This window comes from Nitrospirota bacterium (genome assembly GCA_016219645.1).
Taxonomy (GTDB): Bacteria; Nitrospirota; Nitrospiria; order Nitrospirales; family Nitrospiraceae; genus Palsa-1315.
The window spans coordinates 131,282-151,860 of record JACRLR010000007.1; the positions used below are offsets into that span (position 1 = coordinate 131,282).

The window sequence follows — 20,579 nt, forward strand, 5'->3', positions numbered from 1 at the left end:
CCGACAAATACGTCTTTCGTTTCTTGAACCTCCGACCTACCGTCTCGCCAACCATTGGAGAGGATCGATCGGCTCTGCCCCTTCGCGCAACTCAAAGTATAGAGTATTTTCCCCTGTCATGCCTGTATCACCCGTTTCACCGATTGCTTGCCCGGCTCCCACCTGTGCCCCCACAGTGGTGAGTATCTTCGACGCGTGGGCATACAACGAAAAGAACCCGTTTGCATGATCAAGGATTATAACGAGTCCATATCCTTTCAACCAGTCTGCATACACAACGGCCCCCGGCATCACGGCATGAATGGTGCTCCCTTCAACCGTCTTGATTTCGATGCCTCTCCGCTGCACATAGGTATTGAAGGTCGGATGTTTCTGGCGACCGAAAAAGGAGACAATATTCCCGTTTGCCGGCCATGGCAGAGAGCCCTTAACCCCGCGAGGAGCGCTTCCCCCAGTCGGCGGCCGAGCCAGGGCCGCGCGGCGGCGTTGTTCCAACTCCCGCAAGAGACTGTCGATGCGCGATGCAGACCGTTCTAATTCTTGGAGCGCATGCTCATAGGACTCTTTTTCATGAGTAATCTTTGCAAGATAGATCTTCTTTTCTTTCTTGACCGATTTCATCTCAGCCAATTGCTTCTCGGTGCTTTGCTTGTATGACAGCATCCCAACTCGCGCCTCTTCCCGTTGCCGTTCCGCTTCCTCCATACGAGTCATATCAGCTCGGAATGTGCCCATGAGGGCGTAATCCCGTTCGGAGACGGCAGAGAGATACTGAAGCCGACGCTGAAAATCACCATAGGAGTCCGAGGCCAGCAGGGTTTTCCAATGTCCATATCGGCCCTCCATATACTGCACTTTCAGTCGAGCCAGAATGGCGTCCTGACGCTCTCGCATACTCGCATGCAAACCGGCCAGCCGCGTATTGATGACCTCGATCTCTTGATCTTTTTTATGCAGCTGTCGGCTAATTTCCTGGTGCGCCTGTCGGTAGCGCAAGAGACGCTCGTCGAGTGTCTGAATCCCCTGTAACAGGGACTCCCGCTTTTTCCCTGCTGCATCTGCCTGCTTGCGTGTCTCCTCGATCTGACCCTTGAGTTGATCGAGGGCTTTCCGTTCCTTCTCAATCTTGTCGATGATCGGATCGGCAGCCACAGCGGTCGACCAGGAATGACTCGCAAGCCCCCAGATCAGGACTCCGACTCTGACCGCCATCCAATACCTCACGCTTTGGCCCCGCCGAAACGCCGCATGGATACGAAGCTGCCTGCGACGCCAAGCCCCATCCCCACCGCAATCAAGGCAAGACAGACTGACGGAGGAAAAAAGGCAATCAGGTTGTCAAGTCCTGCAAATCGCCCCATCGTTCGCATTTGCTGCCGAAACAGTTCGTACATACATTTGAGCATGACCAGAGAGAGTGCGCTCCCTAAAGCGCCGAGTACCGCGCCCTCTAACAGATAGGGGACTCGGATAAAGCTGGACGTCGCCCCGATGAGACGCAAAATGGCAATCTCATCGCGTCGGGAGAATAGGGTGAGACGGATCGTATTGGCGATAATGGTGACGGCAGCCGCCGAAAGAATAACGCCGATGCCGATTGCGACCAGCTCGATCGATCGAATCACTGTCGCGAGGGCATCGATCCAGTCTTGATTATAATCGACCTTGGACACGCCGCCGACCTGCCTCATCCGTTCCGCCCATCGCTTAATGGCATCCGGCGAGTGAAACAACGGGCTGAGTGCCACGACAAAGGAAGCTGGTAAGGGATTCTGGCCCAGCCCTTCGAGCAAATGAGACTCTGAAGGAAATTGCGCCTTGAACTCTCCCAGCGCCTGTTCTTTCGAGATAAACAGCAGGGAGGCGACCGCACGATCACTCCGCAAATGCTGCTCTACCTCTGCAACGGAATCGGCGGAAAGGCGGTCATCAAGATAGACCATGATCTTGACATCGTCCTGGAGCGACCCGGCTGCGGTCCGCAGGTTGACGTAGACCAACAAAAAGACCCCGACGCAGGCCAGGGTAAAGGCTGTGGTCAAGATGGCGACCATCGTCGTCGTGCGGTTGGTCCGCATATTGACCCAGGATTCTTTGAGGAGATACGAGAGCGTTCTCACCCCATCACCCGCTGTTCCGGCAACAATCGACCCTGTGACAATGTGAGCACCCGCCGATTGACTTGCGCCATAACCAGGGGGTCATGCGTCGCCACCACGACCGTCGTACCGCGAGCATTAATGAGTTTAAACAGTTCGATAATCTCGGACGTCAGGGCCGGGTCTAAGTTTCCGGTCGGTTCATCTGCCAATAGGACGACGGGGCCGTTCACAATCGCGCGCGCGATACACACACGCTGCTGCTCCCCGGTCGAGAGGCCTGCGGGAAGTTGATCTCGTTTGTGCTCGACACCGACCGCTCGTAACGCCTCCGTCACTTTCCGACGAATGTCGGCAGGAGAAGTGCCTTGCACCAGCAATGGCAGCGCCACATTGTCGAAGACGGGCTTCTTCGGCAACAGTCGAAAATCTTGAAACACTGTTCCCACTTTGCGGCGCAGATAGGGAATGTCTGACGGCTTGAGCGTCGTCACGTTTTTTTGCTGGACGAAAATCTGACCCTCATCGGGCCGTTCGGCCCCGATGAGCATCCGCAACAGCGTTGATTTGCCTGCCCCACTAGGTCCCATGAGGAGGACAAATTCCCCCTTGCCGATTTCGAAGGTGACGTCCGAAAGCGCCAGCCGCTGATCATATCGCTTCGACACGTGAATCAGTTGGATCATCGTCGCATTACCAACGGAGGTCCTCTCCGGACACTTCGAATGCATTCTGAATGTGTTCAATCTGCGCGGGGCCGGTGCCCACTCCTTGTAACAGGACGACGTCGAATCTGCACAGTCGATCTTTGATGTGGTGGCGGGCCAGATACAGAGCCGCTAACTGGATCAATTTCTCCTGCTTCCGTTGATGCACAGCGTAGATGGCTCCGCCGAATGCGCCGGTCCGACGCGCCTTTACCTCGACGAAGACCAGCACGCGGCCGTCCTCCGCCACCAAATCCAACTCCCCCAATGGTGAACGCAGGTTGCGTGCCACAATCCGGTACCCCTTGTGCCGCAAATATTGTTCCGCTGCCGACTCCCCTTCTTGCCCAAAACTCCTCCTGGAATCAAGGCTGGTCACTGACCGGTCCTTGGCAATTCGCCTACCTCAGTCTGCGCAGGAAACCGCATGCGCTCATGCCCACGTAGGAGTTGTGCAACTGGAGCGAACGACCGTCGATGAATCGCGCAGGGACCATGTTGAGCGAGTCGTTGCAAATGCTCTACAGTCCCATACCCTTTATGGGAAAGAAAATTATAAACGGGATAGGTCTGATGGTACACCGCCATCATGCGGTCACGCGTCACTTTGGCCACAATCGACGCTGCAGCAATGGACACCGACAGGGTATCACCCTTTATGATCGAGCGTGAGGGAATGGCAAGATTCGGCAATTCCACGGCATCGATGAGGAGGCAGTCCGCCGGAGCAGTGAGTGACGCCAGGGCGCGAGACATGGCGAGGCGAGTCGCTTCCAAAATATTGAGGCGGTCGATCTCCTGCTCGGTGGCAACCCCTACAGCAACCGCTTGAGCCCGCTGCATAATCACGTCGTACAGTCGGGTCCGCTCAGGCTCGGAGACTTGTTTGGAATCGTCGACACCGTCCAGGCGGCAGCGAGTGGGCAAGATTACCGCTGCCGCGACGACAGGACCGGCCAGAGGGCCCCGTCCTGCTTCATCAAGGCCGGCGATACGGCGATAGCCGCGCCGTCTGGCTTCCAACTCAAATTCGTCGGTAGGTCCCACGATGTGGCCCCGCGATGCGTCCGTAAAAGGGCACCTGACAGTCGTGGTCAATGGAATCGGAAAATGGGGTTAGGGCTTCGAGGCAGCTCCTGCCGGCTCCTCGGCCTTACGGGTAGTCCCCGGCTGCCCTTTGACACTCGCAACGAACTCTCGATCCTCTACCTTGGCAAACTTGCCCTTCTTCCCTCGGAGATAATAGAGCTTGGCCCGACGCACTTTGCCCTGACGCATGACTTCAACACGCGTGACGATAGGCGAATGGAGAGGAAAAATCCTTTCTACGCCGACACCGTAGGACACTTTACGCACCGTGAAGGTCTCCGTGTTCAGCAGCCCTTTCCGGGCGATCACCGCACCTTCGAACACCTGAATACGCTCCTTTTCTCCTTCGACAACTTTCACATGCACACGAACGGTATCCCCAATCTGAAATTTGGGCACCGACTTTTTCGTAAAAGACTGTTGTATGCGTTCCAAACGATTCATGCGACTACCCCTCCTCCCCACATCGAACAGGCATGCCTCGCACACCTTCCCGAGTAAGTTCTTCCAATAGTTGTTGATCTTCGAGACTCAAAACCCGATCCTGCAAAAGATCCGGCCGTCTCTGAAAGGTGCTTCGTAGGGCTTCCTTCCGGCGCCACAGACGAATCGCCTCGTGATGCCCTGACAGCAATACCTCCGGGACGAGCATTCCTCGAACCTCTGCGGGTCTCGTATAGTGCGGATATTCGAGCAATGCATCGGCAAACGATTCTTCCACGATCGATTCCGGATCGCCCAACACGCCCGGAACCAAACGGGCTGCGGCATCGATGAGCAGCAACGCCGGCAACTCACCTCCGGTCAGCACGTAATCTCCGACGGAAACTTCTTCTGGATGCAGGGCGAGCCGTACCCGTTCATCAACGCCCTCGTAGTGGCCGCAGAGAATGACGATTCGACGTGAGTCGGCTGCCAAATCTTGTGCATAGGCCTGTGTGAACGGGCGCCCGTGTGGAGACGGATACAACAACCGAACCTGTTCACCAACCTCTGCATAATCGGCTTGAATCTGTTCCACTGCTCGCAAGATCGGCTCGGCCTTCATGACCATCCCTGCCCCCCCGCCATAGGGCACATCGTCCGCCACCTTGTGACGATCGAGCGTGTAGTCGCGCAAGTTGCGCACGTGGACGTGCAACAGGCCTCGTTCTTGTGCTCGTTTGAGAATACTCTGGCCAAGCACGGGCGCCACCATGTCGGGAAAGAGCGTCAGAATGTCACACCGCATGACAACCCTCAGCCAAGTCCTCAATCCCGCGAACCATCATCTTGCGGCGCGCAAGATCCACCGATGTGATAAAACTTTTTGCCGCCGGAATGAGGACTTCCTCAGTCCCCTTGCGAACGACGAAGACGCGATTGTCCGGTATCTCCAAAATCGCCTCAATGACACCGACCACTTCCCCCCGCTCATTCTCAGCCGTCATGCCTATGAGATCGCATTCAAGATAGACGTCCGCGGGCAACGCAGCCGCTGAAGCGCGTGGCACTTGAATCAAGCCGCCGCGCAGCGTCCCGGCTTCCTCCGGCGTCGACACACCGGCAAAACCCATGATGTAGGCTGAGCCGGCACGCCGCACACGAGTGACCGTCCTGTCGACCATCTGTCCTGTCTGCTCTAGGATGTGAACCTCCGTGAGGTGATCCAGCCGGCCAGGCACATCGGTCAAGGATCGGACCTTGAACTCACCCCGCACACCAAAGGGGCGCTCGATCCTACCGATCGTGACCAAATCTTCTTGAGCCTGCATCACGTCTTAGGCGCCATTTTTCTTCGCCACTTTTTCCGCTTCGAACTGTTTCCACACACCTGATCTGCGGAGTAACGTTCGAACGGTGACTGTCGGCTGCGCTCCTTGCCGCAACCAACTCAATACCCGTTCCTGCTTCAGCTCAGGCACACCCTGCTCCTTCAATGGGTCGAAAATCCCGAGAATTTCCAGGAATCGCCCATCGCGCGGCTTCCGAGAGTCGGCTGCCACAACACGGTAAAGCGGTCGTTTATGTCGTCCTGTCCTCGTCAATCTCAAATGAACAGCCACTGGATTTCTCCTCCTATGTACAAAATATCCATCATGAACATGCGCAACCCTTACCTCGACCGCATGAGTTGGGCAAACTGCCGGCGCCCTCCCGACCCTGCCGCCATAACCTTGGCGATTTTTCTCGCAGAAAGAAACTGTTTAATCAACCGATTCACCTCTTGCACGTTCGTCCCGCTTCCACGGGCAATACGCTTTTTTCGGCTTCCATTGATGATCGTATGGTCGCGCCGCTCCCGCAACGTCATGGAGTCGATTATCGCCGCGACTCGGTTCATCTCTCGCTCCGCGACCTGTCCTTCCATCGCTCCCTTGAGCTTCTGACCGCCCGGCAGCATCCCTAATATCTGATCGAGCGAACCCAGGCGATTCACCTGGCCCAATTGCGCACGGAAATCTTCCAACGTGAGCGCGCTGCCGGTTAGACGCTTCTGCGCTTCCTCCACCTGTTCGCGTGTAAAGGTCTCTTGGGCCTTTTCGATCAAGGAGAGCACGTCGCCCATTCCAAGAATGCGCGAGGCCATCCGATCGGGGTGGAATAATTCAAGCGCATCAAGCTTTTCACCCACGCCGAGGAACTTGATCGGCCGGCCGGTCACTGCCCGGATCGATAACACCGCCCCGCCTCGGGCATCGCCTTCAACCTTGGTCAGTATGACGCCGGTCAGGCCAATACGTTGTTCGAACTGGCTCGCCATGGCGACGGCATCTTGGCCTGTCATGGCATCCGCCACCAAGAGCACTTCATGCGGGTGCACAGCGGCTTTCACCGCGACCAACTCCCCCATCAACCCATCATCGATATGGAGACGCCCCCCAGTATCGAGCACGACGAGATCGTACCCCTGATCCCGTCCCCGCTCCACGCCCGCCTGACAGATACGCACGACATCCGTCTGGGAAGCCTGGACGTGATCGACTCGATGCACGTCGATCTGAAGATCGCGTCCCAGACTCGCCAACTGATCGCCGGCTGCGGGGCGACGAGGGTCTGCCGCGACGAGAAGCACCCGTTTTCCTTGAGTCTTGAAGTATCGTCCGAGCTTGCCGCAGCTTGTCGTCTTTCCTGCGCCCTGGAGGCCCACCATCATAATGATGGTGGGGGGATTCGAGGCCAGCGCCAAACCGGCTTTCTCACGGCCCATCATCTCCCGCAGCTCTTCCCACACAACCTTCACGACCTGATGACCAGGAGTCAAGCTGCGGAGGACCTCCTGACCGATTGCCTTTTCGCGGACTCTCTCGATGAAGTCCTTGACGATCTTGAAGTTGACATCGGCCTCGAGCAACGCGAGGCGGACTTCTTTCAGCGCTTCGGCGATGTTCTGTTCAGTCAGAACCCCAGAGCCGCGTAGCTTCTTAAAAATATTCTCGAATTTTTCGCTCAGCGAATCCAGCATAGCGCCACAAAGAAAAAGGCAATCGAAGCCTTAATCCAAAATCTCCGATCACCTCGAAAAATCTAGCAAAAGACCACTGGGGAGTCTAGAGGATGCAGAAGGTTGAAGTCAAGGGACGGAACATACATTTCATTGACATGTCCCAGGCCTTTCGCTATGGTCCAGCGAGAGATCCGTAAAACCATCGATACGAAATTGTAAGGCAGATACCGTGAGAAAATCATACGGGGTTCTGATCATTTTTGTGCTCATCGGTGGGTTATTAGGCGGAGTACTGGGGGAGATTCTCAGGATCATGGCCCCCCACGGCACTATTCAGTCGATCTTTGCCACCAATTTTACCCTCGGCATCACCGAGCCGTTGACCATTGATCTCGTTCTCATCAAGCTCACCCTCGGCTTCGCTCTAAAAATTAATCTCCTTAGCCTGCTCGGAATGTTCCTTGGCATCTATCTGTACAAGAACATCTGACACGCTAACCTAAGAAGACGGTTATTTGGTTCGTTTGGTTCATTCGGTTAGTTCCGTTCAACCAAAAACCAGATAAACCAAATCAACCAAACAAACCAGGCTAGACATCTGACTTCAACTCTAGCTCCTTCATCCTCAATGCCCGGATCCGGTTCCGAAGTGCCGCGGCCCGCTCAAACTCAAGTTCTTTCGCAGCAGCTTTCATTTCCGTTTCCAGCCGTTTGATCACCTGTTCGGGTGCTTCCTCTGTGCCATAGAAGGCCGGCGACTCCGCGGCCAGACCCAGTTGTACCTCATCCGTGTCAGCCGTAGCGTATTCGAGCGACAGGATATCTTTTTTAATACTCGTGGGCACAATACCCTGCCTGGTATTATAGTCAGCCTGAATCTTCCGTCTGCGCCCGGTCTCATCGATCGCCATTTGCATTGAATCGGTCACGACGTCGCCATACACAATTACGCGCCCCCGTACATTCCTTGCCGCCCTTCCAGCGGTCTGGATCAACGATCGATAGGATCGAAGATATCCTTCCTTATCCGCGTCGAGAATCGCCACCAAGGAAACCTCGGGGAGGTCCAGTCCTTCGCGCAAGAGATTGATCCCCACCAACACGTCGAACACCCCACGCCGAAGATCGCGTATGATTTCAGCCCGCTCCAATGTCTTGATATCGGAGTGCAGATACCGCACCTTGATACCAAGGTCGTGGTAGTACTCGCTGAGGTCCTCCGCCATACGCTTGGTCAAGGTCGTGATGAGCACACGCCCTCCCTGTGCCACTTCGGTCCGCACTTCGCCGAGGAGATGATCCACCTGCCCTTTGGCCGGCTGCACATCGATGACCGGATCCATGAGACCGGTCGGGCGAAGGATCTGTTCGACAACCTCTCCATCCGCATGCCCTAGTTCATACGGGCCTGGGGTCGCGGATACATACACCGTCTGTTTGAGGCAACGTTCAAACTCGGCGAATTTGAGCGGCCGATTATCGATCGCCGACGGCAACCGGAATCCGTACTCAACCAATGTGCGTTTCCGCGAATAGTCGCCTTCGTACATCCCGCCGACTTGGGGAATCGTGGCATGGGACTCATCAACGATCAGGAGAAAATCTTTTGGGAAGTAGTCGAGGAGTGTCGGAGGCTGCTCGCCTGGCGCGCGACCGGAGAGATGCCGCGAGTAGTTTTCAATGCCGTGGCAATATCCCATGGCCCGAATCATTTCAAGGTCGAACTTCGTGCGCTGCGCAATCCGCTGGGCTTCCACAAGTTGGTTGTGTTTCTTGAAGTAGGCGACGCGTTCATCCAGCTCCTCTTCGATGCCCGTAATGGCCCGCTCATACCGATCCGGCGCAATGAGATAATGCGTGTTCGGATAGACCACGACTTTCGGAAGCTTCCTGAGCGACTTCCCCGTCAGTGGATCGATTTCGTGAATCGCATCGACCACGTCACCGAACAACTCAATCCGTAGAGACACGGCTTCATTCGAAGCAGGAAAAATTTCGATCACGTCGCCGCGGGCGCGGAAAGTTCCGCGGTGAAAATCCATGTCGTTGCGGGCATATTGAATCTCGACCAGCTTCGCCAGGATCTTCTCCCGCCTGATCTCCATTCCTTCTTCGAGGAAGATCACCATCTCGTGATAGACCTCCGGAGACCCCAGGCCATAAATGCAGGACACCGACGAGACAATGAGCACGTCATTGCGTTGGAGCAAGGCGGTCGTCGCCGCATGCCTCATCTGATCGATGGCATCGTTGACCGATGCGTCCTTGGCTATATATGTGTTGCTTTGAGGGATATAGGCTTCCGGTTGGTAGTAATCGTAGTAGCTGACGAAATACTCCACCGCGTTGTGGGGGAAAAACTGCTTGAATTCTTGATAGAGCTGACCAGCCAGCGTCTTGTTGTGAACCAAGACCAACGTGGGCTTCTGCACCTGCGCAACCACATTAGCCATGGTAAAGGTCTTGCCGGACCCGGTGACACCGAGCAGCGCCTGGTGCTTCCGGCCAGCCACAATCCCGGCCACCAACTTATCGATGGCCTGGCCTTGATCTCCGCAGGGCTTGAATGGGGCTTCGAGTTGAAACGGCGGCATGGGACGACCTTTCGGCCGTTATCTTACCATCGAACGCAACACTGCTGCATAACAGAGGGGGCGCACATCAGACACCGACAACCCACGACACACCACCGGCCCCCTTCGGGGTCCGGTGGTAGAGTAATTTCTTTAGTATCGTGAGTACCTGGGACGACCGGTCGAGGTCCCCGTTCGGTGAGCCGGTTTCTGGGTTTCACCCTCGCGGAATCGCCGACCGGATGGATCTGCGCTTCGGCGGAGCCGTTGGCGAGGGGCCTGCCGTTCGCTGACCTGCATGGGGGCTGGCGACGGCAACGCCACCAAAACCGGAAGAGCGAGCTTCTTCGTTTCGATGCTTAATTGCCTCACCATTCGCAGATACTCACGCTCTTCGGACTGAGATAAAATCAAAAACGTCGCTCCATCCTTTTCCGCTCGACCAGTCCGTCCGGTCCGGTGCACATACGAATTCGGATTCGTCGGCAATTCATAGTGAATCACCTGAGCGACGTCCTGAATGTCGAGGCCTCTGGCCGCCACATCAGTTGCCACGAGGGAACGGAGACGACCGGCGCGAAACGCCCCCAGTGTCCGTTCTCGCTGGGCTTGGCTATGATTACCAGTCAACGCACCAACCGAAGCCGACTCTCCTCCCAAATGGGAGGCTAAGCGTCGCACCTTATACTTTTGATCACAAAACACCATCGACCGTTCGCCGCCAGTCACAGCCTGAAGCAGCGTATGCACAAGTTGCGTACGCGCATGATCTCCCGGCACAACGTAGTAGGCATGCACGATGGTCGTCGGAGTACTGATCCCCGGGTCGACGGAAATACGCGCGGGATCGCGCTGCATAGTCTGCGCAAGCGTCTGAATATCCCTCGAAAATGTCGCGGAAAACAGGAGGGTCTGGCGTTCAGTTGGAAGGAGACGAATGATCCGTTGAATATCGCGTAAGAATCCTCGGTCCAACATCTGATCGGCTTCATCCATAACCAAAAACGTCACCGCCCCCAGCTTTAAGTGACCGGACCCGGCCAAGTCGAGCAACCGACCTGGCGTACCGACTACCACGAGAGGAGGTCGTTGCAATGCACGGTAATGACGTTCAATCGGCGTCCCACCGTACACAGACAAAGAAGTTACGGACAGTGGAGCATACTTGCGTAGCTCCATTTCGATTTGGAGCGCCAATTCCCGCGTAGGCGCCAATACCAAAAACTTCGGGCCTCGGGAATGACTCGGTCCGGACTTTGAATAGGGGCCCGTAGGTGCAGCAACTTCCCCTCGCATAACCTGTTCAATAATCGGCAGCAGAAACGCCAGTGTTTTCCCACTCCCGGTTTTGGCTTGCGCCATGATGTCACGGCCTTTCACTGCCAACGGAATGGCAGCCTGTTGCACCGGCGTGGGCGTCACCAGACCCGCCTGTGCCAGGCGCTGGAGAAGGGGTTGAGGCAAATTCATCTCAGCAAACGTAGACATAAAACTCCTTGTTAATGGACATACTTCCTGGAACTGCACGGTCCGGCCCTGCGAGGAGCCGAGAAACGCATCGAAGTGATGGGCAATGCTAGGAAGGGAAAATAGCGGGGCTGCCGGATGGGCAGCCCCGACGTGTGAATACTCGTTGTGGTTTAATACCGGTCGCCACCACCACGGCCACCGCGGCCGCCTCCGCCAGTGCGTGGTTCCTGAGGCCGTGCTTCGTTGACGGTCAATGTGCGCCCGCCTAACTCAGTGCCGTTTAACGCAGTAATTGCTGCCTGGGCTTCTGCATCCGAGGACATTTCCACGAATCCAAACCCTCGCGACTGGCCGGTGAATTTGTCTGTAATAATCCTGGATGATGTCACTGCTCCATGCGCAGCAAACAAGGCACTCAGTTCCTGCTCAGTTGTGGAATACGGCAAACCGCCGACATAGATCTTCGAACCCATTGGGCTCCTCCTTTGAAAATGTATGTTGTCTTGGACTCGAGAACCACGTAAGGAAGGAATGGGCCGAAGACGCACACACCATAGCGGCTCAAGGCTGGCTTCCGATCAAATTCCCGGGCAGAACCAAAACAACATCCGACTTAGGCCTTGTCACTCTCTTGTGGTATCACCACCAAGCCTATCGCGATGACACAGGATGTACTGTACTCTTTAGCATCTTCAAATGCAAGTGATAACATGAGAATAATATATTACGTCCATCCCGCTTAGGACCGATTGCCCTGATTGCGGCTAACAGGATCCTGTTTGGGTTCTGGACAGTTCGTCTCTAATTCAGGAGGCCAGTTTGGATGCTAGTACGCCCTCCTGCCCTGCAGTATAATCCCCCCTATGCCGATTCCCTCCTCCTGCCCGCGACCAAGCCCGCCAGGACGGGCCTCACACATCATGTTACTGGGCCATGTGTCTTGGTTTTTTCTCCTCACAGGTCTCGTCATGGGAATCGGCAGTTTCATGATGGCACAGGAGTCTGGTCATGCCGCGGCCCCAACAGCACTTATTGGAGCATCCATGGCTGTCCTCGCGATGTTCCAAGATGCAGATGTGCTTCCGCCTGAAGGCACTCCCGAGTCGAATCACATCATCAAATCAGTCATCCAATTTCAATCGGTGTTTACCAGAGGCAGCGATCCGGACGTGCAGGCTTTTCTGCGTAACGCGCTTGCGGCACAGAGGGGCAGCCATGCGCAGGAAGCCCTGTCGCAATTCCGTTCGACAGGTTGGACGTCGAACGTCCTTGAAGCTCTGAGTGATCAGTGGAATGCCGCGACAACCGATCAGCGAGAGAAGTTGGCGCCCGGGTTTCGCCAGTTCAATATCAGCCTGGAAGATTTCAATTCGTTGATGGAACTCGTCGCGAAAACACGTGTCAGCTTAGACCTACGGGGGCAGAACATCCACCAGGTCTTTGCGCAACGGCGGCGGGAGATGCCGGGCGGCACGCAATAACAACAGGGAGGGCATAATGGCAACAAAAGCTTATATTCTTATCAAAGTCAAAGCGGGGCGAACAAAGGATGTGCTGCAATCCCTCAAACGTCTTGCCGGGATCGAACAGGCTCACTCTTGTTTCGGACGGCCCGACATTATCCTTTTCATCAATGTCGCAGACGAACGAGCCCTCTCCGATGTGGTGATCACAAAGATTCACCAAATTGAAGGGGTCGAAGAGACAGATACGCATATCGTCGCCGATACTTAGCTCAAGAATGCGCGTCGTTCGTCTCTCGCCAAAGAACCGGCTGCAATATTTTTACGAGATCCTCCCCTCGACGGGCTCAGGGCGTCCCGAGCCTGTCGAGGGACGCTTCACGGATTTCGCGAACGCTGACACTGGCCCCGTGAAGTTCAGCCGAGCGGTAGCAGGCATCAGCCGCCTCGACAGCCCTACATCCATCACGCCCCGTGATAGGAGGCGGCGTCTTCGTCTCGATGGCATGGGCGAACGCGGAAAGCGTAGCGAGGATCGTCTGCTGTGGTTGAACAACCCATTCCTGAGGCGCCTTGTCACCGAAGACGCCAGTGACTCGATGGTGAATCCAATCCGCTGCGATTTGCCCCTGAGTTCCAACCCACTCCGTTCTCCCGACCCGTCCCCCGACAACCCGTGCAATGTCCAGGACACATGACATGCCGCTCTCTGTCTTGACCTGCACGATCGCCGTTGTGTCCGATGCCGATGTCGGAAGCTGATCCAACTCGCAACGGACGTCGACCACCTGCTCGTCCGTGAGAAAAGGCACCAGATCCAGGAGGTGAATTCCCAACTCCAAGAGGACTCCGCGTTGACCTTGTATTGGAGCGTGGCCTTCGAAACCGGTTCTCATTTCGACCCTGCTGGTGAAGGTGGCATACCGGAGCCGGCCGATCTTCGGCAAGTGATCTTTCACAAGAAGAATTGCCGAGTCGAAACGCATAGTCTGTGCTGTCATCAACAGCAGACCCGCTTCTTCTGCTGCCGTGACCATCGCTCGTGCTTCTTGGCCTGTCGTTGCTAACGGCTTTTCAATGAGGAGCGGCTTCCTCGCCTTCACAGCCTCGAGACAAATCTCAGGATAGAGCGATGGAGGGGTCACCACGACGATGGCCTCTACAGCCTGATCCGCAATCAGGGCGCGATAGTCTCCGTAGATCGGGATCTTTACTGTAGAAAGCCAGGGTGTTTCCTCCCCGATTCGTTTTCGGCAGAGAGCGGCAAGCCGCACATTCGGGAGATCGTGCAGGATATGATAGATATACCGGCTCCCATGCCGACCAGCACCGATGAGACCGATTCTAAGCGGCATCGTCGTCACGCACCCTCTATGATAGTAAAAAAAACTTTAGTCCTCATCGAAGGCTGGGTCAACTAATACCTGGCTAGGCTGTCAGTTTGACAGCCTGGCTGCTTGGTCCCTATAGTACTTGTGCTTGGTATCCGGCCGGTCCGAAGAATGTACGGTTGACAAAACCATAATAGAAAAGAGATTGCCGCAATGACGTCGGCCACCGCTCCCTTTACATTAGACCAAATCGGCACCGGGACAGCCCGTTTTCCCAGTGGCGTCGCTATTCCCACCCGGACAGATTCCGCCGTCGATCCCTATAGCCAGACTCGGGTGCCAAAACATGTGCAGGTGGAATGCATTCAGTTTTGGCCTCAGGAAAAAGCGCGCTACCCAGGTCTTGTCCTTTTGCATGAAGCCTGGGGGTTGACCGCACAGATCAAGGACCTTGGAGCCAGGCTGGCCTGTGAAGGGTACGGCGTTATTATTCCAAACTTATACGGGCGACTCGGTGGCATGGTGACAGCAAACGCAGAGGTTTCGGATGCTCTCATGAGCAAGTTGAACGAAACGCTCATACTGCAAGACATCAATTCCTGTTGTGAATTCTTGAATACGCGGGACCACATTAAACAAAATATCCATGGCGTGGTCGGCTTCGGCATGGGTGGATCGTACGCGCTTAAGTTCGCCTGCCAACGCAAAAGGCTTCGAGCAGCGGTCGTGTATTACGGCCGAGTGATGCAGCCAGAAACCGCGATCAAGGACCTCTTCTGTCCAGTTCTCTACCATCAGGCCGGTCAGGACCAGTGGGTGCCCAATCACGATGTTGACCGGCTTCGTGCGGCGGCAATGGAGTACAGGAAGCCTGTCGAAATCCGGACCTATCAAGAGGCCCTCCATGCGTTCTGCAATGAACAACGCTTGGAAAACTATCGTGCCGACGCTACGGCTGAGGCTTGGGAAGCAACGACCACGTTTCTCAAGACGTGCTTCCGAGGCGCCTAAAGAGTAGCGTGATGTACGGTCAGATTTTGGGTCTTCAACCAACCCGATCACGGATCGGTCTCGCCCTAGCATTGGTGGCCATCGCGGTATTTGGAACCTGCTTCAATGCCGGCGCAGACGAAGCCCTCCCAAGTTCCATACCGGATTTCCCATCAGTCATTCGTACCCATTCTCATCAATTGGCCAAGATAGAGTCCGACAGGGATGCCATCAACCTGTTTGTGTCGGCGATCGGCCCCACGCTCCAATTGGGCGATGCGGCAAGAACCTTGAGGATGAACCCCGCACCGGTCAAACTCATGAACGAACTCCTTGTACCGGATCTGACAGCGGCGGCCCATCGATTGATAGGGAATCTGTCTGCCTGGCGCTTCGCCTCCACCGTGAGGGAGGCTGTGAAAGATCGGCAACTTGCGACAGTACACGAGCAATTATTCGGATCTCCGGAAGCCAGAACATGGCTGGATCAACAAAGTAATACGCCCTGGAACGACCCACTGACCCAGCTCTCCATCTTGATAACCTCTCCTGAATGGGCCAGGGAGAGTCAGGAAGATTCGATACCGACCCGGTTGGTATCGGTCCTGGAGCAAGCTACTCGCATGGAAGTCGCTGCCATGCAGGTCACTTACCAGGAATGGGATCGGATCAGGAATTGGAAGGATCGGGTACGTGGGCTTCGCGGACAGGCTCGACTGTGCGGAACCTGGCAATGGATCATTCATAACCACCAGCGAAACCATCAAGAGCAGAAGTTTTCATTAGTCTTTCCATCTATAGGAAATACCCAGTCTCTTCCTTCGGGACTCGTGGAATCATTCGTACTAGGCGAGAACGTCTATTTGCGGTGGGAAACGGATCGCCTGGTTCAAGAAGATAGTCTGCAATTCAGCAAGGAGGGCCACCGCCTCGAAGGGACCTTCGTAAACTCCCAGGGAGGCTGGGGATCAATTAGCGGAAAGAGAACTGCCAGCTGCACACCCTAGAACGGTGCGTGAAACGCGAGACTCACGCGAAGGGCGCGACGTAAGCCAAGTCATGCCTCGCCCTGCTTTTCCCGCCACACTCCCCACCCTAGAAGGAGCCAGCCAATTATGAATGCAAGCCCGCCAACAGGCGTCACAGCCCCCAACCATCTGATGCCCGCAAGGGACACCCCGTAGAGGCTCCCTGAAAAAAGAAGCATCCCGACGAGAAAGAGCCATCCGGATTTTTGAAGGCCTTGTGCTGGGTACCGATCAATGGCCCAAGACACAACACACAGTCCGAACGCGTGATACATCAAATATCTTGTTGCAATCTCGAACACCTGGAGCATCGGTGCATCCAAAATTTCCTTAAGCGCATGGGCGCCAAAAGCCCCGGCAGCAACGCCGGAACCAGCAATCACGGCCCCGAGCATCAGGAATTTCCGAGAGGGTGACCGACCTGTCATAGTAGCCTCCTAGTTCGTGACCTGCGACTCTGTCCGCCTTATACACGTATTGTGCCGTCCCATACTAGCAGAGCGGACTGAGTCTCGATATGCCTCTTGAGAGCCCCTGCTGTTATCCTTCCTCACAGTAAATACCTACAGAAGGTTGCGGTCACGGTTACGCATCCAGCCACTCCGATTTCCTCAGCTTCAACCTTCGCTCTTGACCTTTCCCCCACATGATGGGCCTTCAACATTCTGCAGGGATAAGAGATATGGAGCCACCCCATACCCTACCATTGGGAGTCAGCCTCCCCCACCCACCGAGGTATAGCCAGGAAACCCATTCCGGCTTATCCTGCGAATACCATGATGACACTGGCGAAACAACAGACCAGTTGGGCCAGCCCGAAGTTCACGATTGACTGCCTGCTGGCAAGCGTGAGCAGGCAACTTGAAGCGGATGGGTGCGTGCTCGAATTCTCAGAGACCGGCTGCACACCCACTACCCCGGACCAGATGGTTGTAGGGGACTTCGTAAAAGTCCAATTATGGCTGGAAGGAGAGGAGTCCTTTATCGACATCCGGCTGGCGGAAGTCAGACACGTTCGCGATCACTGGATCGGGCTGGAAGTGATCCAGGTGAGCCAACATGACCGGATGAAACTGAAACGGTTTATCGAAACCCCCGCAGCTATGCGCACCGAAGAGCCTGCTCTTCTTCATCATCTACTTGTTCGGGCATAGCTCGGCGTCCATCTATCAAGGTGGAATCAACAACACCGTGGATCGCCCAATCAATTGGCTCGTAGCATGGGGCGACACGATGCCGCTGCACATGTCGATGTGACATCCGGGAGATCATTACGGATTCAAGGACATACTAATTCGAAATTGCAGAATGATCATAAGAAGACATCGGTCTCTGACATCGACGCCCAAGATGCTGGACAGCTTCTTGGGGGTTTCTTTTGGCGCGACGGGGGCTCCTCCCCAGTCTGCTGATTCGCATAGGTCAGGACTGCCTGTCTCAACCTCTCCGTCGTCACATTCTCCGGGTATTGTTCGCTCAGCCCTGAAGAGATTTGTGGCGCAGTTCTTCTCCGCAGACCGCCAAGAAATCCAGGCACAGCCGGATAGCCTCCCCAGTCATTTCGCAACCGAGCCCGAAAAAAGCGATGCACCTGAATCTCTTCTAAAAGCAGAGCAGGAGCGAACCAGGCTGTTGAAGCAGGAACTCCTGACCGTTCGCTCGGCACTGAAACAGATGAATGACTTACAGACGGAGCTCGCAGTGGAACGGGAAACCGGGAAACAGTTGGTCAAATTCCTCGAGGAGGCTGAACAGGAAGCCCGGAAGGTTCCCATCCTTGAGCAATTGTTGCAGCAACGAGCGGGCCTCGAAGACTCAGTCGACAAGTACCTTGCCGGCGAACAACCCTTCACACAAAGACCTGAAATACCCTGAGCCTATCTATGCGTTGCCCGCTACTGTTCAAAAGATCGAACGGGCAGACACGATTGGCTACCGCAGTTCTATCGTGATACAGAACTTTAAACGGTGATCCTACTCAGCGTGGTGGAACAGCTTCTGGTGCCGGAGGCCGGAATTGAACCGGCATGCGCCTTTTGGGCACGAGGGATTTTAAGTCCCTTGCGTCTGCCAATTTCGCCACTCCGGCAGCGGGGGCCACAGTGGCGGGACTCTAGCATCGGACTCTAGGTCGGTCAAGGTCGACCCCGCAGATGCGGGACAGGCACCCTCCTCAGCCCAGAGGCGACGGAGGGAGCCGGTCCCCACAAGTCCGATCGCTGAGTGAGTCTATCTAACTAGGCTGCTTCGATCTGCGGCCTCTGCTCATCCTTGCGGATGAGCGACTTACTGCGATCCATCATGTCTTTCATGCCAGCTTGAACCGTCCGGCTCCATCGAGCCGCTTGCACCTGGGCTTTCTTTGCATAGCGACCGACACCACGCCGGGTGTCTACGCCCGTTTGCGGCGCAATAAGTAATCCAATTCCCGCTCCAACCACCACCCCGCCTGCGAGCAACGCTGCGACTTTCGCTACCTGACGTCCCTGGTCTGACATGGTGAACCTCCTCAATGCAGTTAAATCGGACATGTGACTGCCGACAACCTGGCTGCTGACGCTCTATCGATACAGCAGTAAGCGTGCCAGGGGCAGAGCTACGACATTCTCTAGGAGTCTGCCAAGTCATGCCTGGCGCGAGACCAAGGAGATGTGGTCAGAAGCGAGACAGCAGGCTCCAAGAAACTAGAAGCCTACTGATCGGAATATGTTGAAGATTTTTCCAGGACGAGCGTGACCCAGGTGCCTGCGGATGGTTTGCCGGAGCAGGTTGTGACGATTCCGGCAGACTGCCAGGATGTGTCACAACCCCATCCTACAATTAAATTGGATTAATTTTCAGTTGCGTTTTCCTCACAGATCGTGACACAGGCGTGACAGAAAACCAACATGCGAAAGTTGCAGATCGCTCAAGCCGGCTCTGGGCAACGGTCAGGATCGATTTCTCAAGAGGCGATCGGCTGCTTGCAATGGGTGAGACCCTCACCTATGATCCAGCAATATGCCACATGACGCACTAATGACTCGGTTGCACGCGATCCCTTATCCCAACATTAGCCCGGTCTTCCTTGAGCTGGGACCCCTGCAGTTTCGCTGGTATGGTCTGATGTATCTGATCGGACTGGCTGGTGCCTATTTCCTGATCCGACGTCGAGTGGAATCGAAGGGCCTCTCCATGACGAAGGATCAGGTCTACAATATGATCGTGTGGGCAGCGTTCGGGGTGTTTATCGGAGGGAGACTCGGCTACACGCTCTTCTACAATTTTTCATACTATGTGCAACACCCACTCAGTATCGTGGCTGTTTGGGAGGGAGGCATGTCCTTCCACGGTGGTCTACTTGGCGTCATCGTCGCCTTATTTTGGTTCAGTCAGCGCCAGGGCATTCCCGCCTATCAGATCGCAGACTTGGCAGCAGCCGCGACCCCCATCGGGCTGGGATTCGGACGACTCGGCAATTTCATCAACGGGGAATTGTACGGCCGAGCTACCGATGTCGACTGGTGCATGGTTTTTCCAAGCGGGGGGCCAGCTTGCCGCCATCCCTCACAGCTGTATGAGGCAGGGCTTGAAGGCCTGTTCCTGTTTACCCTGATATGGGTCATCTCAAAAACCGCACCACCGCCCGGCACCCTCTTCTGGAGCTTCATCGCAGGCTATGGAGTCTGTCGGATGATCGTGGAATTCTTTCGCGAACCGGATGCCCAGCTTGGGTTTGTCCTCGGATCCTTTTCCATGGGCCAACTCCTTTCCTTCCCTATGGTCGTGGTGGGAGTCTTCATGCTTGTCCTTGGATATCAGCGGAGGACCTTGATTCAAGCCAAATCTTAGGAGATTCGTAAAATCGATGTTGGCCCGAGCGAACTTCGAGGTTCGTACGCATGACGGGAGAACAGTCCAGCAGGATGCTCAAAAAGTTTGTCCAGCAAGGCCGCAGGCGAGTCGAAACCGGAGGCGTACCCTCGGGGGTACGTTGAGGATTTCGATGAGCCGAGAACGAAGCTGGCAGACTTTTTCAGCATCCTGTTAATACGGCATCTCGTCGTCATCAAGTCCGACATGATGTCCCAGCTCATGGACCACTGTGTCACGGACCTCGTGAATAACTTCGGCCTTCGTCCGGCAAAGGCGGAGTATAGGCCCTCGATAGATAGCGATACGGGCGGGGAGCTCACCGGCAGGCTGGAAAAACGACGTCTCATCGATCGGGACGCCCTGATACAGACCTAACAGATCGTCTTCTGACTCTAATTCAAGATCTCGCAGGATATCGGACGAAGGCTCCTCTTCGACCACGAAAGAGACCTCGTCGGCGAGCCTCGCGAAACGGGCCGGCAATCCGGCAAGTGCCTCTTGGATCCAGGCATTGAATTCTTCCGGCGAGACAGTCATGGGACGTTTA

25 protein-coding genes and 1 tRNA gene are annotated in these 20,579 nt (G+C 55.5%); 8 read left to right on the plus strand and 18 right to left on the minus strand.

Annotated elements, in window-relative coordinates; all coding sequences use genetic code 11:
- Nucleotides 1–36: 36 nt before the first annotated feature.
- From HZB34_01290 to ffh, 10 genes are all read right to left on the minus strand, one after another.
- A complete protein-coding gene (locus HZB34_01290) occupies nucleotides 37–1,224 on the minus strand; it encodes a peptidoglycan DD-metalloendopeptidase family protein (GenBank protein MBI5314588.1) in 1,188 nt (395 codons plus the stop codon).
- A complete protein-coding gene (locus tag HZB34_01295) occupies nucleotides 1,221–2,120 on the minus strand; it encodes an ABC transporter permease (GenBank protein MBI5314589.1) in 900 nt (299 codons plus the stop codon). The genes HZB34_01290 and HZB34_01295 overlap by 4 nt, the downstream gene beginning before the upstream one ends.
- Nucleotides 2,117–2,785 carry a cell division ATP-binding protein FtsE gene (ftsE, locus tag HZB34_01300; protein MBI5314590.1) on the minus strand — a complete coding sequence of 223 codons (669 nt, stop codon included), beginning with the start codon at nucleotides 2,783–2,785 and terminating at the stop codon, nucleotides 2,117–2,119. The genes HZB34_01295 and ftsE overlap by 4 nt, the downstream gene beginning before the upstream one ends.
- Before the next feature lie 7 nt (nucleotides 2,786–2,792).
- The gene (locus HZB34_01305) at nucleotides 2,793–3,185 is read right to left on the minus strand and encodes a YraN family protein (protein MBI5314591.1); all 393 of its coding nucleotides are present in this window, start codon (nucleotides 3,183–3,185) and stop codon (nucleotides 2,793–2,795) included.
- The gene (locus tag HZB34_01310) at nucleotides 3,182–3,853 is read right to left on the minus strand and encodes a ribonuclease HII (protein ID MBI5314592.1); all 672 of its coding nucleotides are present in this window, start codon (nucleotides 3,851–3,853) and stop codon (nucleotides 3,182–3,184) included. The genes HZB34_01305 and HZB34_01310 overlap by 4 nt, the downstream gene beginning before the upstream one ends.
- Before the next feature lie 69 nt (nucleotides 3,854–3,922).
- Nucleotides 3,923–4,339 (minus strand): 50S ribosomal protein L19, encoded by a 417-nt coding sequence (gene rplS / locus HZB34_01315; protein ID MBI5314593.1) that lies wholly within the window; start codon nucleotides 4,337–4,339, stop codon nucleotides 3,923–3,925.
- Between the two features lie 4 nt (nucleotides 4,340–4,343).
- Nucleotides 4,344–5,126, minus strand: coding sequence for a tRNA (guanosine(37)-N1)-methyltransferase TrmD (trmD, locus tag HZB34_01320; protein ID MBI5314594.1), 783 nt, complete (start codon nucleotides 5,124–5,126; stop codon nucleotides 4,344–4,346).
- Nucleotides 5,116–5,652, minus strand: coding sequence for a 16S rRNA processing protein RimM (rimM, locus tag HZB34_01325; GenBank protein MBI5314595.1), 537 nt, complete (start codon nucleotides 5,650–5,652; stop codon nucleotides 5,116–5,118). The genes trmD and rimM overlap by 11 nt, the downstream gene beginning before the upstream one ends.
- 3 nt (nucleotides 5,653–5,655) lie before the next feature.
- Complete coding sequence (gene rpsP, locus HZB34_01330) at nucleotides 5,656–5,940, minus strand: 30S ribosomal protein S16 (protein ID MBI5314596.1); 285 nt, start codon at nucleotides 5,938–5,940, stop codon at nucleotides 5,656–5,658.
- 50 nt (nucleotides 5,941–5,990) lie between these two features.
- Entirely contained in the window at nucleotides 5,991–7,340 is a 1,350-nt protein-coding gene (ffh, locus tag HZB34_01335) for a signal recognition particle protein (protein MBI5314597.1), read from the minus strand.
- A 211-nt stretch (nucleotides 7,341–7,551) separates the two neighbouring features.
- Between ffh and HZB34_01340 the strand changes: the two genes are divergently transcribed.
- Complete coding sequence (locus tag HZB34_01340; GenBank protein MBI5314598.1) at nucleotides 7,552–7,812, plus strand: DUF4321 domain-containing protein; 261 nt, start codon at nucleotides 7,552–7,554, stop codon at nucleotides 7,810–7,812.
- Nucleotides 7,813–7,912: 100 nt separating this feature from the next.
- On the opposite strand, the gene uvrB is transcribed toward HZB34_01340, so the two are convergent.
- The 3 genes from uvrB to HZB34_01355 form a co-directional block, all read right to left on the minus strand.
- Complete coding sequence (gene uvrB / locus HZB34_01345; protein MBI5314599.1) at nucleotides 7,913–9,916, minus strand: excinuclease ABC subunit UvrB; 2,004 nt, start codon at nucleotides 9,914–9,916, stop codon at nucleotides 7,913–7,915.
- Between the two features lie 132 nt (nucleotides 9,917–10,048).
- Nucleotides 10,049–11,383, minus strand: coding sequence for a DEAD/DEAH box helicase (locus HZB34_01350; protein ID MBI5314600.1), 1,335 nt, complete (start codon nucleotides 11,381–11,383; stop codon nucleotides 10,049–10,051).
- Nucleotides 11,384–11,535: 152 nt separating this feature from the next.
- Nucleotides 11,536–11,838: an RNA-binding protein gene (locus tag HZB34_01355; GenBank protein ID MBI5314601.1), complete on the minus strand. Its 303-nt coding sequence runs from the start codon at nucleotides 11,836–11,838 to the stop codon at nucleotides 11,536–11,538.
- A 447-nt stretch (nucleotides 11,839–12,285) separates the two neighbouring features.
- Between HZB34_01355 and HZB34_01360 the strand changes: the two genes are divergently transcribed.
- Together HZB34_01360 and HZB34_01365 are read left to right on the plus strand one after the other, a co-directional pair.
- Complete coding sequence (locus HZB34_01360) at nucleotides 12,286–12,846, plus strand: hypothetical protein (protein ID MBI5314602.1); 561 nt, start codon at nucleotides 12,286–12,288, stop codon at nucleotides 12,844–12,846.
- Between the two features lie 16 nt (nucleotides 12,847–12,862).
- A complete protein-coding gene (locus HZB34_01365) occupies nucleotides 12,863–13,099 on the plus strand; it encodes an Lrp/AsnC ligand binding domain-containing protein (GenBank protein ID MBI5314603.1) in 237 nt (78 codons plus the stop codon).
- Nucleotides 13,100–13,175: 76 nt separating this feature from the next.
- On the opposite strand, the gene HZB34_01370 is transcribed toward HZB34_01365, so the two are convergent.
- Nucleotides 13,176–14,192, minus strand: a complete 1,017-nt coding sequence (locus HZB34_01370) for a Gfo/Idh/MocA family oxidoreductase (protein ID MBI5314604.1) — start codon at nucleotides 14,190–14,192, stop codon at nucleotides 13,176–13,178.
- A 180-nt stretch (nucleotides 14,193–14,372) separates the two neighbouring features.
- Here HZB34_01370 and HZB34_01375 point away from each other — a divergent pair, with 180 nt between their 5' ends.
- Both HZB34_01375 and HZB34_01380 read left to right on the plus strand, forming a co-directional pair.
- Complete coding sequence (locus HZB34_01375; protein ID MBI5314605.1) at nucleotides 14,373–15,170, plus strand: dienelactone hydrolase family protein; 798 nt, start codon at nucleotides 14,373–14,375, stop codon at nucleotides 15,168–15,170.
- An 11-nt stretch (nucleotides 15,171–15,181) separates the two neighbouring features.
- Nucleotides 15,182–16,156: a hypothetical protein gene (locus tag HZB34_01380; protein MBI5314606.1), complete on the plus strand. Its 975-nt coding sequence runs from the start codon at nucleotides 15,182–15,184 to the stop codon at nucleotides 16,154–16,156.
- Between the two features lie 50 nt (nucleotides 16,157–16,206).
- Here the strand turns inward: HZB34_01380 and HZB34_01385 are convergent, their stop codons facing one another.
- On the minus strand, nucleotides 16,207–16,605 hold the full coding sequence (locus HZB34_01385) for a DUF423 domain-containing protein (protein MBI5314607.1): 399 nt from the start codon (nucleotides 16,603–16,605) through the stop codon (nucleotides 16,207–16,209).
- A 348-nt stretch (nucleotides 16,606–16,953) separates the two neighbouring features.
- Between HZB34_01385 and HZB34_01390 the strand changes: the two genes are divergently transcribed.
- Nucleotides 16,954–17,331 (plus strand): PilZ domain-containing protein, encoded by a 378-nt coding sequence (locus HZB34_01390; GenBank protein ID MBI5314608.1) that lies wholly within the window; start codon nucleotides 16,954–16,956, stop codon nucleotides 17,329–17,331.
- A 340-nt stretch (nucleotides 17,332–17,671) separates the two neighbouring features.
- The gene (locus tag HZB34_01395) at nucleotides 17,672–18,052 is read left to right on the plus strand and encodes a hypothetical protein (protein ID MBI5314609.1); all 381 of its coding nucleotides are present in this window, start codon (nucleotides 17,672–17,674) and stop codon (nucleotides 18,050–18,052) included.
- A gap of 124 nt (nucleotides 18,053–18,176) precedes the next feature.
- Here the strand turns inward: HZB34_01395 and HZB34_01400 are convergent.
- Nucleotides 18,177–18,266: transfer RNA gene (locus HZB34_01400), tRNA-Leu, on the minus strand.
- A gap of 148 nt (nucleotides 18,267–18,414) precedes the next feature.
- Nucleotides 18,415–18,675: a YtxH domain-containing protein gene (locus HZB34_01405; protein MBI5314610.1), complete on the minus strand. Its 261-nt coding sequence runs from the start codon at nucleotides 18,673–18,675 to the stop codon at nucleotides 18,415–18,417.
- A 538-nt stretch (nucleotides 18,676–19,213) separates the two neighbouring features.
- On the opposite strand from HZB34_01405, the gene HZB34_01410 reads away from it, so the two are divergent.
- Nucleotides 19,214–20,008, plus strand: coding sequence for a prolipoprotein diacylglyceryl transferase (locus HZB34_01410; protein ID MBI5314611.1), 795 nt, complete (start codon nucleotides 19,214–19,216; stop codon nucleotides 20,006–20,008).
- A 195-nt stretch (nucleotides 20,009–20,203) separates the two neighbouring features.
- Here the strand turns inward: HZB34_01410 and HZB34_01415 are convergent, their stop codons facing one another.
- Nucleotides 20,204–20,569, minus strand: coding sequence for a metallopeptidase family protein (locus tag HZB34_01415; GenBank protein ID MBI5314612.1), 366 nt, complete (start codon nucleotides 20,567–20,569; stop codon nucleotides 20,204–20,206).
- Nucleotides 20,570–20,579: the final 10 nt, after the last annotated feature.